Genomic DNA, 14,982 nt, shown 5'->3' with positions numbered 1-14,982 from the left:
TTAATTCAACAGTATGAAACATACGTATACAGTCACCGGAATGTCTTGCGACGGTTGTCGTTCCAAAGTCGAAAAAACATTGAATGCTATCGATGAAATTCAAGCAATAGTTACTTTGGATCCGCCAATGGCATCGATAACAATGGATAAACACATTCCTACAACTCAATTGCAAGAGGCATTGACGGCTGCCGGAAACTATACAATAGCAATGAATAACGGGGTTGATTCTCATGAAACGACTGAGAAACCAAAGGAAAAGTCATGTTGCAGTTCGAATAAATCTCAAGAAAAATCGTCTGTGGTTTTGCCAAATAATGCAAAAGGAAAATATTATTGTCCGATGCACTGTGAGGGCGAAAAATTCTATAATAAATCGGGAAGTTGCCCAGTTTGCGGAATGGATTTGGTCAAAGAAGCAGCGTTGACAGCTAGTAAAATGTTTTATACCTGTCCCATGCATCCCGAAATAATCAAAGACGCTCCTGGTTTTTGTCCCATTTGTGGAATGGATTTAGTGCCAATGGAACCAACCGATTCTGAAGAAAATAAGGTGTATAATGACTTGGTGCGTAAAATGAAAACAGCAGTGGTTTTTACGGTTCCTGTGTTCTTAATTGCCATGTCGGATATGATTCCGAATAATCCATTAATGAAAATTATGGATGTTTCAAAATGGAATTGGGTACAGCTAATTTTATCGCTTCCAGTAGTTTTTTATGCGTGTTGGATGTTTTTTGAGCGCGCTTGGAAATCCATTATTACTTGGAATCTCAATATGTTTACCCTTATCGGAATTGGTACGGGAGTGGCGTTTTTATTTAGTTTAGTCGGAATGTTTTTTCCTGATATTTTTCCAAATGAATTTAAAACTCATAACGGAACGGTTTCGCTCTATTTTGAGGCTACAACAGTCATTTTGACTTTGGTTTTATTGGGACAATTGTTAGAAGCCAGAGCACACAGTCAAACCAGTGGTGCGATAAAAGAATTGTTGAAATTAGCACCAACCGAAGCCACTTTGGTCAGCGATGGAGCAGATAAAGTAATCTCAATTCACGACATCATAAAAGGAAATTTATTGCGTGTAAAGCCTGGAGATAAAATTCCGGTGGATGGAAAAATCACCGATGGAGAAAGTACCATTGATGAATCGATGATTTCTGGAGAGCCTATTCCTGTTGATAAAAAAAAGGATGATTCCGTTATCGCAGGAACAATAAACGGAAATAAATCCTTTGTGATGATTGCTGAAAAAGTAGGTTCGGAAACGGTGCTTTCGCAAATTGTAGAAATGGTGAATATTGCCAGTCGCTCTAAAGCACCAATCCAAAAACTAGCGGATAAAATCGCTAAATATTTTGTGCCTATTGTTGTTTTTGTATCGGTAATCACCTTTTTTGTTTGGGCAAAATTTGGACCGGAGCCTGCACTGGTTTATGGATTTATTAATGCTATCGCCGTATTAATTATTGCGTGCCCATGTGCTTTGGGATTAGCCACGCCTATGTCAGTAATGGTTGGTGTTGGGAAAGGAGCGCAATCAGGGGTTTTGATAAAAAATGCTGAAGCACTGGAAAATATGAACAAAGTGAATGTTCTAATTACAGATAAAACTGGGACAATTACCGAAGGAAAACCTTCAGTTGAAAAAGTATTTACTATAAATAATGATGAAAATTTGCTATTGCAAAGTATTGCTTCCTTAAATCAGTATAGCGAACATCCTTTGGCTCAAGCCGTAGTCAATTTTGCAAAAGCGAAAGAAGTTTCATTAATCGAAGTAATGGATTTTGAAGCGATTTCCGGCAAAGGGGTTATTGGTACGGTAACCAATAAAAAAGTGGCTCTTGGAAATAAAAAATTAATAGAACAGGTGAGTGCTACGGTTTCTGAAGAGTTAGAAAATCAAATTATAGCAGAACAAAAACTGGGAAAAACAGTTTCTTATATTTCAGTTGACGGAATTGCGGTTGGGTTTGTATCGATTACTGATGCTATAAAAACAACAAGTGTTGAAGCTATAAAAGAATTAATACGTCAGGGAGTTGAAGTCATAATGTTGACGGGCGATAATGAAAATACGGCAAAAGCAGTGGCGACACAATTGAATTTAAGTTCTTATAAAGCGGGTTGTTTACCCGAAGATAAGCTCAAGGAAATTAAACGATTGCAATCTGAAGGAAAAATTGTAGCCATGGCAGGAGATGGAATAAATGATGCTCCGGCTTTGGCACAAGCCGACATCGGAATTGCCATGGGAACTGGAACTGATGTTGCCATTGAAAGTGCTAAAATTACATTGGTGAAAGGTGATTTACAAGGAATAGTCAAAGCCAAAAATTTAAGCCATGCCGTGATGCGAAATATTAAACAAAACTTATTTTTTGCTTTCTTTTATAATGTGTTGGGGATTCCAATTGCCGCGGGCGTTTTATATCCATTTTTTGGAGTTTTGCTTTCACCAATGATTGCAGCTTTGGCGATGAGTTTCAGCTCGGTTTCCGTAATTGTAAATGCCTTACGATTAAGGAATCTAAAACTTTAAAATGAAAATAATAAATAACATAGATAAATTAGGGATAGTGGGGCTCTTTACAACAGCACTGTTTTCACCTTGCTGTTTTCCTCTTTTTGCAGTCGGAGCATCAACATTTGGATTGGGTGCTTTTGAGTTGTTTGGCGGATGGACAATGTGGATATTTCAGGCAATGGTTTCAATTTCTATTGTAGGTTTAATCATTTCTTATCGCAAACATCGTAGTGTTTACCCTTTATTAATGGGGGTTCCATCGGTTCTATTAATTTATTACGGATACTATTTTAACAGTAACCCTTATTTTATTTACATGGGTATGTTTGGATTATTGATAGCAACTGGAGTAAATTACTCTAGAAATAAATTGAATGATATCTGTACTACTTGTGTAATCTATAACGGTACGTCAGTAGAACTAAAATCAACTTTAACTTGCCTAAATTGCGGATATAAAAACCCGAAATAATGCCTACTGATACTTGTCAATTCTTTTATGAATGCGAGAATTGTAAGACTGTATTAAGACCCAAACAAGGTAATTGTTGTGTTTATTGTAGTTACGGTACAGTAAAATGTCCATCAATACAGGTGGGTGAAAGTTGTTGTTAAAAAACAGCAACATCAATTTTAAACCAAAAAAATGAAAAAAATAATAGTATTTACATTCATTCTCGCTTTTTATTCCTTTTCACAAGCACAGGATATGAAAGAAATGAACATGCAAAAGAAAGAAAGCACACAAAAGGCGCAGCCTACAACATATACATGCCCGATGCATTCCGAAATTCATGCTAAAACGCCGGGAAATTGTCCTAAATGCGGAATGATATTGATAAAGGAAAAAACGAAAGTGGTTAAGAAAACGGGGGTTAAAGAACAGGATAAAATGCAAATGCCCATGAAAGAAACTTCTATAAAGAAGGACAATAAAGGCAATTTGAAATCTGACACTATTGATACGCATCAAAATCATAATATGGGAAATATGGATATGTCAAAAGCAAGCCTGGAGCCCGCGAAGACAATTGTAAACAACACGTCTCCAAGAACAGTTCGTTACGATTTATATGTTCGGGACACGATCGTTACTTTTGGCGATAAATCTAAAAGAGCGATTGCCGTAAATGGACAAATTCCAATGCCAACGCTCACTTTTACCGAAGGTGATATTGCCGAAATTTATGTGCACAATGAATTAAATGAAGATACTTCGTTGCATTGGCACGGATTGTTTTTGCCGAATCAATATGACGGTGTTCCTAATTTGACACAAATGCCAATCAAACCGCATACTACCCATAAATATACGTTCCCGATTATCCAAAATGGAACCCATTGGTATCACAGTCATACCGGTTTGCAAGAACAAATTGGGATGTATGGTTTGTTTATTATGAATAAAAAAGCAGATGATTCGACTTTTAGAAAAGGAATAGATGATTTACCAACTGTTCCAATTATTTTGAGTGAATGGACGGATATGAAACCAGAAACTGTACATCGCATGTTACACAATGCTTCTGATTGGTTTGCGATTCAAAAAGGGACAACACAAAGTTATTCGGAATCCGTAAAAGCGGGGCGTTTTAAAACAAAAGTCACTAACGAATGGAAGCGAATGAATGCCATGGATGTTAGTGATGTCTACTACAATAAATTTTTAATTAATGGAAAAAACGAAAGCCAACTTTCACAGTTAAAAGGGGGTGATAAAGTCCGATTGCGAATTGCAAATGGAGGTGCATCAACGTATTTTTGGTTGACCTATGCCGGTGGTAAAATAACTGTTGTGGCAAATGATGGAAATGATGTGGAGCCTGTAGAAGTCGACAGACTAATTGTTCCAGTTGCTGAAACGTATGATGTTGTTGTAACGATTCCTGCCGATAAAACGGCGTATGAGCTTTTAGTAACCTCAGAAGATAGAACCAAATCAGCTTCCTTGTATATAGGGGATGGGGTGAAACAATTAATTTCGCCTTTGCCTAAATTAAAATATTTTGAAGGGATGAAAATGATGAATGGCATGATGAAAATGAATGGAGATTTAGATGATATGGGAATGCAAATGTCACTCAATAAAATGGACATGAATGTGGTGATGTATCCTGAAATTACTGGAAAAGAAGAGGACAGCGGGAAGAATATAGAGAAAAGAAAAGATGAAAAAATGGATCATGCTTCACATGACATGGGGAAAATGAAAATGACTGAAGATGATTATAACAGCAATGAACTTTCAGATATCACGACTTTGAATTATGCAATGCTGAAATCCCCAACCAAAACAACATTGCCAAAAGACGCACCCGTAAAAGAATTAAAGTTTGAACTTACAGGGAATATGAACCGTTATGTTTGGAGTTTAGATAATAAAGTAGTTTCGGAAACTGATAAAATCTTAATTAAAAAAGGAGAAATCATCCGCATGGTAATTCACAATAATTCGATGATGCGGCATCCGATGCATTTGCACGGACATGATTTTAGGGTAATTAATGGGCAAGGGGATTATTCGCCATTGAAAAACACGATTGATATTATGCCAATGGAAACCGATACATTGGAATTTGCCGCTACCGAAAGTGGAGATTGGTTTTTTCATTGCCATATTTTGTATCACATGATGAGTGGAATGGGCAGGATTTTCTCTTACGAAAATTCTCCTGTTAATCCCGAAATACCAAATCCGAAATTAGCGCAACGCAAATTATTCGCTGATGACCAAGCTTTTCATTTGATGGCCGAAAATGATTTTGCCACCAATGGAAACGATGGAATGGCAATGTTGGGAAATACGCGTTGGAGTATTGGTACCGAATGGCGTTTGGGTTACAGCGATCATCATGGTTATGAAACTGAAACGCATATTGGACGATACATCGGGAAAATGCAATGGCTGATGCCGTTCATCGGTTTTGACTGGCGGTATCGAAAAATGGAAATGGGAGCAATGGAAGAGAATCTTTTTGGTCAAGCCAATACCAAGGACAATCGCGCCGTTTTCAGTGCCGGAGTCGAGTATACGTTGCCCATGCTCATCAAAGCCCAAGTGGAAGTATTTACAGACGGGAATTTAAGGTTGCAATTTGAACGCATGGATATTCCGGTTTCCAAAAGATTGCGTATGAATTTAATGTGGAATACCGACAAAGAATACATGGCGGGTTTGCGCTATATTGTCAAGAGAAATTTTGGAATTACCACGCATTATGACAGTGATATGGGATTTGGTTTTGGATTGAGTTTGAATTATTAGAGAATTGAAAATTTATTACCATAGCTAAAGAGCAATGCCGCCGCTAGCGCGAGTTTCCCGCTCGTGCCCACTATCAAAATCAATTCAAATCTATCTCTAAAATCGTTTGATCATTATTTCCATAATTTCTGGCACTACTATTTCCAATCTATTGGATCAGTTACAAAACCAGATTCGACTGGATTGTAATGTATATAATTAAGTTTTTGTTCAAAAACCTTTAATGACCAAATTTCTATTGGATGATTATCCTGTTGCCAAAATTGTCTATGCTTTACATTACTATTCTTTTTTCCTGCTCGTTCCATCATCCAAAGCATCCATTCTCTTCGGCTTTCTTGAGCATTTTCTTCGATTGTTTGGAGCATTTTTTTTGATGTGAATCCTTTGAAATCTCGCATCAATCCTGATGGATTGCCATTTCCTGAGCGAAATAGTAAATGAACATGGCTTGGCATAATGCAATACCCATAAATTTCCATCGCCTTATTTTTTCTGCAAAAGTCCAATGATTCAATGATATTCCCAAAATACGCATCTCTTGTAAATACATCTATCCAATTTACTGTGGCAAAGCTTACAAAATAAGCTCCTGTACTTTCTCCAAATTTATATTTTGTACTCATAGATTTTGCTTGTATTTAAGTACTCTAACCACTTCAATTATCAGTCTGAAAAACTAATTAAATTCATTCTAAATCTTTCTTTAAAACTTGATTTTTTTTAAGATTTTGCTTTTTGTTTTTCTAACTCTTTGTTGTGGGCACGAGCGGGACGCTCGCGCTAGCGGGGGGAATACCGATAGAGAATACATGGCAGGTTTGCGTTATATCACATTACTATTCTTTTTTCCTGCTCGTTCCATCATCCAGAGCATCCATTCTCTTCGGCTTTCTTGAGTATTTTCTTCGATTGTTTGGAGCATTTTTTTTGATGTGAATCCTTTGAAATCTCTCATCAATCCTGATGGATTGCTATTGCCAGAACGAAATATTAAATGAACATGGCTTGGCATAATGCAATACCCATAAATTTCCATCGCCTTGTTTTTTCTGCAAAAGTCCAATGATTCTATGATATTCCCAAAATAAGCATCTCTTGTAAATACATCTATCCAGTTTACTGTGGCAAAGCTTACAAAATAAGCTCCTGTACTTTCTCCAAATTTATATTTTGTGCTCATAGATTTGCTTGTATTTAATCTAATTGTCAATTAAAAGTAAATGTATTATTTCTAGTTTTTTTAGAAGTAGAAGATTTAGTTTTTTGTTTTTTCCTGCTTTTGTTTGCGGTTACGAGCGGAGGTTAAATTGGTTCGCTTACGCTAGCGCGAGCGTCCCGCTCGTGTCTCTTATGACATTTATTTTTTAGATTTTTTTGTATTTCCTACTTTTGTTTACGGTCACGAGCGGGACGCTCGCGCTAGCGGGGGAATTAGAAGATGATTTAGTTAAGGATAATCAACAAAAAAAATATGATTATAAAATCAACATCAATTTATCTTATGGTTTTCTTAAAAACAGAATACTAGATTTATTCCTTACTTCAAAATCAATGGAAAAATCTTTTGAAGACCTTAAGCAGTTATATAAAGAAAACCTTATTCCAATAAGACCCAATAGATCTTTTGAAAGAAATTCAGGAAAATATAGAACCAGAATAAAACCTAATGTGACTAAAAACCAAAAAGATAGCTTTTAAAAATTTCTTAACTTAATGACATTGCGCTAGCGGGGGCTGGGTTTTGGCTGTGTCTATTGTAGATGAGATAATAGGCAGATACGTTTGCGCAGCATTAATGAGAAATTTATTCTTTTAAGGAAGACTTTGTGGAGCTGGTCAAAAGATTTCTTGTTGATAACTTTAGCTCTTTTTAGATTCTAACATATTTCTCTTCCAATATATTTGTAGAAAAATATTTGATGGCGAAGGGATTTAAAGAAAATTGTGATGCAATAAAAACCTACTGGAATACAAAAGTCGGTCTGGCTTTCTTCTTTTTCATTTTTATAGCAACTTACTATGGTGCTGTTTCTGAATTTATTAAAGAGAATTTGTTTGATCACAAGTTATACCGCGTCTGGCTTATCCCAGTAATAGGATTGATGTTAATATATGTAGTTTGGGCATTCGCTTCTCATCGACTAAACCTCTTCAAAAAAAAGGTTGTTACTACCGGTATTTTCTTGAAGTGTAATGACTCTATTTCTGAGTTGCGGATAAAAGAAATCATCAATGACTTAGTAGAAGAATTAGGAGACGAGTTTGGCGAAATAAAATTTAAGCTGTTCCCAATAAACCATATTACAACAAAAAATCAATTAAGTAGGTTTGTTGATAACAATAATCATATAATAGATAATGCTTTCTTTGCGACGATTTTTAATGGAAGCAGTATGGAAGATGCACAAACTGTTGCGAAAATAGAACTCCAAAATATTCATTTTTCAGCTCATCTAAGTAATATTGATCAATCCGATTTTAGAAATAATATCAATATGTCACGTGATTTGAATTTTAGAAACTTAAATAAGGACTGGCAATATGTCGAAAGCAAAAGCTTTACGGATAAAACTAAAATCAAGCACAACTTTAAAGACTCATTGCTTTTTTTTAACGGACTTTATTCGATTTATATCAAGGAATACGACTTGGCATTAAAGATTTTTAAAACCCTAAAGGCTTCCGAAGACTTAAACAACGATACAGTTAGTAATGCTAAAAAAACAAGATTAAATGAGATTTTGCTTGGTCTTTTTACATTTAACGCAATTGAAAAATATATTGACAAAAAAGATATTGAATCTGCGTTCAATTTGTTGAAGGAATGCGAAATACTGTTCAAAGAAAATCATCGCTTTAGCTTCAGTAATTATATATCTCTTTCACGAATGTATTTTGAAAAAAGCGAATACCTTTTGGCGAAAGATTATACCGACAAAGCAAAGATGATAAGTAAATTTTCGCCAGCAATACATTGTAATCTAGGCTTTTTTGGAATGGTTGAAAATGACCCTGAGCAAGTGTTTACCAATTACAGGGAGTTAGCTCACACTTATAGATATGAAAAAAAGCTCAATTATTTGGAAATATTACATTTTATAGAGTTGCACAAGAAAAAATATCTAAATTCTCTTCATCTTTTTGATTTTGCAATTGCAGCATTGAATTTTTTATATGTTGATAGGGAATTAGGGAGAGTCCAATTGCTTCAAATTCAAGAAAGTCTAAGATCAAATCTGATGTGTGTAAATTTGCTAAGCCTAACTAATCATCTTTTACGCAAAGGCGATATTAAATCTCCATATTTTCAACGAGATAGGAAGCGAAAGGCCAGTTAATTTACTAAAGACTATAAAATGGCTTTCACATAACTTGTAAATAATCAAACGATATCAGACTTATTATCCTTAAATTGGGTCGTTTTATCTTATAAGTATAAGTTTTTATATATTTCAAACATATATTGTTGAATACTCCAAGCCGCGTGAAGGATGGCAGTGAAAATCCTTTTATGAAGCAAAGCGCAATAAAAGATTACTTCACAATGTTTTTAATTTTTAGCGGAGTTCAGTGAACTTCGTTTGTAACGAACAGCCTGACCCGCAGTTTTTACAGAGGGACACGCCCAAACTATTTTCCTTTTCAAGCCTCTGATTTTGTCAAATAACCGCCTAAAATTCAATCCAGTCCCGTCCCGACGCTTCGGGATTAGGATCGTGAATAAAAAGCTTGTTTGGGTTGGAAAAATTTTATAATTTTGCAGTCCAATTTTATTATGTAAATTAAAGAAGAAGATGGATATTAAAAGAGTAGCAACAGACGCTGTAACTGAGACAATTGTAATGACAGTTGTTCACATGGATTACAAAGGACAAGTAGCAAAAAGAATAAACGAAAAAATGCCTTTGGCAACTGTTAAGGGATTTAGAAAAGGAGCGGTGCCTAAAGATCTTGTTGAAAAACAATACGGTAAAGGGATTAAACAAGAAGAAATTCAGAAAGTTGTGGATTTAGCTTTAGAGCGTTTCGTACAATCAGAAAGATTAAACCTTCTGGGAACGCCACTTGCTAAAGTAAACGAAGATTTTTCTTGGGATACTGAAGAATTGGTTTTTGAATATGAAATAGGATTGGTTCCTAACTTTGAATTGGATTTAGAAGCCAAAAACGACATCGTGAAATATGTAGTTTCTGCTGATGCTAAATTAGTTGACGGGCAAGTAGAACGCATCCAAAAACAATTTGGAAAAGCAATTCCTCAAGAGGTTGTTGCTGCAGATTCAGATGTAACAGGAACTTTCACAAACGAAGAAAAAGGAATTAATAACGCTACCACTATTGCTGCGGATCTTTTCAAAGACAAAGCGACTTTTGATTTATTCATTGGTAAAAAAGTAGGTGATGTAGTGACAGTAAATACGAAAGGTTTATTTGAAGACGACCACCAATTGATGGACGTAATGAAAGTAAGTCATGATGACGTTCACGGTTTAAATGTTGATGTAAACTTCACAATCGAAGCCATCAATACAGCTGAATTAGCAGAATTGAACCAAGAATTGTTCGACAAATTGTTTGGTGCTGGAACTGTTGCTTCACTTGAAGAATTGAAAGCAAAAATCAAGGAAGATGCTGAAAACCAATTTGCACAACAAGCGGATCAAAAATTATTGGCTGATGTTCAGGATTTCTTGATCGAAAACACAAAATTTGACTTGCCATCTGAATTCTTGAAAAAATGGTTGCAAACGGTAGGAGAGAAAAAATTGTCTCCTGAAGAAGCTGAAGTAGAATATACAAGATCAGAAAGAGGATTGCGTTTTCAGTTGATCGAAGGTAGAGCAATGGCTTCAAGCGACATCAAAATTACTTTTGAAGACTTGAAAACATTTACTACAAAAAATATCCGTCAACAAATGGCGCAATTCGGGCAAACAAATCCTACTGACGAAGAAGTTCAAGGAATTGTGGCTAGAGTTTTGTCAAACCAAGACGAAGTGAAAAGACTTTCTGACCAAGTTGTTGCGGAGAAATTATTGGAATTGTTCAAAGAGAAAGCAAATCCTACTACTAAAGAAGTAACTTACGATGAATTTATTGCCGCTTCATACGGAGAATAAATTGTAGTCGTAAAGTCAAATGTCATAAAGTCAAAAGTTGAAAAACGGAAAACGTATTTCGTTAGTTGTTTCAAATTTTAAGATTTTATTACAAATGCAAAACAATAAAAAATAAGTATATTTGAGCGTCAAAAGAATAATTTTTTGGCGCTCTTTTGTTTCCATTAATTTCAGGAGCCAATCCAGCTATCCGTTGCAAGTTTTTTCTTCCGTTTCAGTTTTTTTTATCCTTACAAGAGCTTCTTCCAGTCGCTTTGCAAGAATAAAAAAACTAAAAACCGGAATTCAAAAAGCTTTTCACTCTTATCTGGGCTAAAAATAAGACATATTGACATCCTTTGGAAATAGGTATGACCTTTGCATTAAATGGAATCACAAGATAGTACGTAAAACTTAGAACAAAAAAATATGAACTACGGTAAAGAATTTAAAAAATTTGCTACAAAGGACCACGGGGTAAACTCGATGTATTACGATAAAATCGTAGGCGCAATGACTCCTAAAAACATGACTCCCTACATCATCGAAGAGCGTCAGTTGAATATTTCACAATTAGACGTTTTTTCAAGATTGATGATGGACAGAATTATATTCTTGGGAACAGGAATTGATGATCAAATTGCAAATATCGTTCAGGCACAATTGTTGTTCCTTGAAAGTGCCGATGCTTCTAAGGATATTCAAATTTATTTGAATTCTCCAGGAGGAAGCGTTTACGCAGGATTGGGGATTTATGACACGATGCAATACATCAAACCGGATGTAGCCACAATTTGTACCGGAATGGCAGCTTCTATGGGAGCGGTGCTTTTGTGTGCAGGAGCTGCAGGAAAACGTTCGGCATTGCCACATTCAAGAGTAATGATTCACCAACCATCAGGCGGAGCGCAAGGAGTTGCAACAGACATGGAAATCAATTTACGTGAAATGTTGAAACTGAAAGATGAGTTGTACAAAATTATTTCTCACCACTCCGGACAAACTTTCGATAAAGTACACGGTGATAGCGAGCGTGATTATTGGATGATTGCCGAAGAAGCAAAAGCATACGGAATGATTGATGAAGTTTTAGTAAGAGGATAAATTATTAGTCGAAAGTCAAAAGTCCGAAAGTCAGAAGCATTGCTCAGACTTTACGACTTTTGACTTTATGACATTAGACTAAAAGAATGGCAAAAGTAGTATTAGAGTGTTCGTTTTGTGGAAGAAAGAAGCCAGAAACCCAATTATTGATTGCTGGTATCAATGCACATATTTGTGATAAATGCATCGAACAAGCACACGGAATTGTTTTAGAGGAAATAAAATCCAGTGGAAGTTCAAAACTGGTTGGAGATTTGATTTTGAAGAAACCAAAAGAAATCAGGGCGTTCTTGGATCAATATGTAATTGGACAAGACCAAACTAAAAAAGTAATGTCGGTTGCGGTTTACAATCACTACAAACGGTTGATGCAACAGCAACTGGACGATGAGGTAGAGATTGAAAAAAGCAACATCATCATGGTGGGACAAACAGGAACAGGAAAAACATTGGTGGCTAAAACCATTGCAAAAATGTTGGATGTGCCTTTAGCTATTGTTGATGCGACAGTTTTAACAGAAGCAGGTTATGTGGGAGAAGATGTCGAAAGTATTTTGACGCGTCTTTTACAAGCTGCTGATTATGATGTAGCCAAAGCGGAACGCGGAATTGTATTCATTGACGAAATAGATAAAATTGCACGTAAAAGTGACAATCCGTCTATTACGCGAGACGTTTCAGGGGAAGGTGTGCAACAAGCATTATTGAAATTATTGGAAGGAACCGTTGTGAATGTGCCACCAAAAGGAGGCCGTAAGCACCCAGACCAAAAATTTGTTGAGGTCAATACACAAAATATTTTGTTTATTGCCGGTGGTGCTTTTGATGGAATCGAAAGAATTATTTCGAAACGATTGAACCGTCAAGCTGTTGGTTATTCTACTTCTAAAAATGTGGATAATATTGACAAAGACAATTTGTTGCAATATATTATCCCAAAGGATATCAAAGATTTTGGATTGATTCCGGAGATTATTGGTCGTTTGCCAGTATTGACACACATGGATCCTTTAGACAGAGAAACCTTGCGTGCTATTTTGACACAGCCTAAAAATGCGTTAATCAAACAATACGAGAAATTATTTTTAATGGACGATGTCGAATTCACCATTACAAATGAAGCATTGGATTTTATCGTTGATAAAGCGTTAGAATATAAATTAGGAGCTCGTGGATTGCGTTCTTTATGTGAAGCCATCCTAACCGATGCGATGTATGAATTGCCAAGTTCTGATGATAAAATATTAGAAATTGATGTAGATTACGCCAAAGAAACGTTGAATAAAAACTTATTGAAACGTTTGGAGATTGCATCGTAATTTGAGTTCTGATAAAGATTAATTGTAATCTTTTCTAAAAACAGTAAACCTGTTCATTCCATTGAACAGGTTTTTTTATGGATTATTTTAAAGTTATATTATTGATTATAAAAGAGAACAGACTTCAAATATTTTGTAAATTTATAGTCGAAAATTTGACTCCGAATTGAAAATCCTGAAGCATTGCACAACAATGTTGGTAGGTAATTTTGGATAATTGTAAGATAATGTCAAAAAATGAGACTTTAAAAATAATAGTATGACAAAACAAATCTGGCTTAATTTACCTGTAAAAGAGGTGGCGAAATCAAAAGCATTTTTCGCTAAAATAGGTTTTTCTTTTAATGAGCAATACGCTACTCCGCATTCAACATGTCTGTCAGTTGGAGTTACTAATTTTGCGGTCATGCTTTTTGAGGAATCGATGTTTGAAGGTTTTGTGCAAAATAAAATTACGGATACACAATCAAGTTCCGAAGTGTTAATTTCAATTGATGCAGAAAGTAAAGAAGAAGTGGATGAATTCGCAAAGAAAGTGGAAGAAGCCGGAGGGACTGTTTTCGCCAAACCAGCCGAAAACCAAGGTTGGATGTATGGTTGTGCTTTTGCAGATTTAGACGGACATCGCTGGAATATGTTATATATGGATTTTAGTAAAGTACCAAAACAATAGGTTTTAAGTTAATCTAAAAAAACACAAAATGACAACACTGGAATTTAAAATCGAGATAAATGCTCCAAAATAAAAAGTTTGGGACGTTTTATAGAATGATGAGACATACAAACAATGTACCTCCGTTTTCTGTGAAGGGAGTTATGCGGTAAGCGATTGGAAAGAAGGCAGTAAAATTCATTTTTTATCTCCAAATGGGAATGGAATGAATAGTATTATTTACAAGAAAATTGATAATGAATACATGGCTTTTAAACATTGGAGTGAAATTAAAAACTTTCAGGAAATGCCAGTTGATGATGCGACTCAAGAATGGGCTGGCGCTAAGGAAATGTATCGTTTGACCGAAGATAAAGGAATTACTGTTTTAGAAGTAAAAATGGATTCAGTCGAAAAGTATATCGATTATTTCAAAACGACATGGCCAAAAGCATTAGATTTGGTAAAGAAACTTTCAGAAGAAAAATAATATATTAATCTTAAAATAGCATTATGGCATCAATTAATCCGTATTTAATTTTTAATGGAAATTGCGAAAAAGCATTCCTATTTTATCAATCTATATTTGGGGGTGAATTCCCTTATATTGGCAAGTTTAAAGATATGCCACCAGCGGAAGGTAATCCCGTACTTTCTGAAGCAGATGGAAATAAAATTATGCATGTTACATTGCCAATCGGTGATGGATTTGTATTAATGGGAAGTGACAGCAATTCAGCAAGTGGGGAAGTTGTTTTTGGGCAAAACGTTTCACTTTCAATCAATGCTAAGAGTAAAGAAGAAGCTGATAAATTGTTTAACGGACTTTCGGCAGGAGGAACGGTAACGATGCCAATGAATCAAACCTTTTGGGGCGCTTATTTTGGAATGTTTGTTGATAAATTTGGAATCAATTGGATGGTGAATTTTGATGAAAACGAGAAATAATTAGCATTGAAAAGTTTTAACATTGCATAGTAAAAATTGCATTTTTCTCATAAATATAA

Annotated in this window: 12 protein-coding genes and 2 pseudogenes; 12 read left to right on the top strand and 2 right to left on the bottom strand. The window is 35.4% G+C overall.

Translation table 11 applies throughout. The features are described from left to right. Positions 1-13 precede the first annotated feature (13 nt). The 4 genes from ACM55I_RS01630 to ACM55I_RS01615 are packed head-to-tail and all read left to right on the top strand — an operon-like array spanning position 14 to position 5,798. Positions 14-2,548, top strand: coding sequence for a heavy metal translocating P-type ATPase (locus tag ACM55I_RS01630; RefSeq protein ID WP_416845043.1), 2,535 nt, complete (start codon positions 14-16; stop codon positions 2,546-2,548). 1 nt (position 2,549) lies between these two features. Then, positions 2,550-3,005 (top strand): MerC domain-containing protein, encoded by a 456-nt coding sequence (locus ACM55I_RS16325; protein WP_465245403.1) that lies wholly within the window; start codon positions 2,550-2,552, stop codon positions 3,003-3,005. Then, entirely contained in the window at positions 3,005-3,148 is a 144-nt protein-coding gene (locus ACM55I_RS01620; RefSeq protein ID WP_465245402.1) for a GDCCVxC domain-containing (seleno)protein, read from the top strand. Before ACM55I_RS16325 ends, ACM55I_RS01620 begins: the two co-directional genes overlap by 1 nt. 31 nt (positions 3,149-3,179) lie before the next feature. Continuing rightward, positions 3,180-5,798: a multicopper oxidase domain-containing protein gene (locus ACM55I_RS01615; protein WP_416845042.1), complete on the top strand. Its 2,619-nt coding sequence runs from the start codon at positions 3,180-3,182 to the stop codon at positions 5,796-5,798. Between the two features lie 79 nt (positions 5,799-5,877). Here ACM55I_RS01615 and ACM55I_RS01610 read toward each other — a convergent pair. Then, a pseudogene (locus ACM55I_RS01610) lies at positions 5,878-6,424 on the bottom strand (REP-associated tyrosine transposase). Positions 6,425-6,630: 206 nt separating this feature from the next. Beyond that, positions 6,631-6,981 (bottom strand): annotated as a pseudogene (locus ACM55I_RS01605) (transposase); the annotation flags it as partial. Between the two features lie 209 nt (positions 6,982-7,190). Here ACM55I_RS01605 and ACM55I_RS01600 point away from each other — a divergent pair. The 8 genes from ACM55I_RS01600 (at position 7,191) to ACM55I_RS01565 (ending at position 14,923) form a co-directional block, all read left to right on the top strand. Further along, entirely contained in the window at positions 7,191-7,499 is a 309-nt protein-coding gene (locus ACM55I_RS01600) for a hypothetical protein (protein WP_416845041.1), read from the top strand. Positions 7,500-7,720: 221 nt separating this feature from the next. Next, entirely contained in the window at positions 7,721-9,139 is a 1,419-nt protein-coding gene (locus ACM55I_RS01595; protein ID WP_416845040.1) for a hypothetical protein, read from the top strand. Positions 9,140-9,595: 456 nt separating this feature from the next. Then, positions 9,596-10,921, top strand: a complete 1,326-nt coding sequence (locus ACM55I_RS01590; RefSeq protein ID WP_416845039.1) for a trigger factor — start codon at positions 9,596-9,598, stop codon at positions 10,919-10,921. Positions 10,922-11,329: 408 nt separating this feature from the next. Continuing rightward, positions 11,330-12,004 carry an ATP-dependent Clp endopeptidase proteolytic subunit ClpP gene (gene clpP, locus ACM55I_RS01585; protein ID WP_416845038.1) on the top strand — a complete coding sequence of 225 codons (675 nt, stop codon included), beginning with the start codon at positions 11,330-11,332 and terminating at the stop codon, positions 12,002-12,004. Between the two features lie 86 nt (positions 12,005-12,090). Continuing rightward, the gene (gene clpX, locus ACM55I_RS01580) at positions 12,091-13,323 is read left to right on the top strand and encodes an ATP-dependent Clp protease ATP-binding subunit ClpX (protein ID WP_416845037.1); all 1,233 of its coding nucleotides are present in this window, start codon (positions 12,091-12,093) and stop codon (positions 13,321-13,323) included. 259 nt (positions 13,324-13,582) lie between these two features. After that, positions 13,583-13,996 carry a VOC family protein gene (locus ACM55I_RS01575; protein WP_416845036.1) on the top strand — a complete coding sequence of 138 codons (414 nt, stop codon included), beginning with the start codon at positions 13,583-13,585 and terminating at the stop codon, positions 13,994-13,996. Positions 13,997-14,201: 205 nt separating this feature from the next. Then, complete coding sequence (locus tag ACM55I_RS01570) at positions 14,202-14,465, top strand: hypothetical protein (protein WP_416845035.1); 264 nt, start codon at positions 14,202-14,204, stop codon at positions 14,463-14,465. A gap of 23 nt (positions 14,466-14,488) precedes the next feature. Next, positions 14,489-14,923: a VOC family protein gene (locus tag ACM55I_RS01565; protein WP_416845034.1), complete on the top strand. Its 435-nt coding sequence runs from the start codon at positions 14,489-14,491 to the stop codon at positions 14,921-14,923. Positions 14,924-14,982: the final 59 nt, after the last annotated feature.

This window comes from Flavobacterium algoris, assembly GCF_048158525.1.
In the GTDB taxonomy this organism is placed as follows: Bacteria; Bacteroidota; Bacteroidia; order Flavobacteriales; family Flavobacteriaceae; genus Flavobacterium; species Flavobacterium algoris.
The sequence above is the reverse complement of the archived record's forward strand: the minus strand, read 5'-3'. Positions and strand labels throughout refer to the sequence as shown.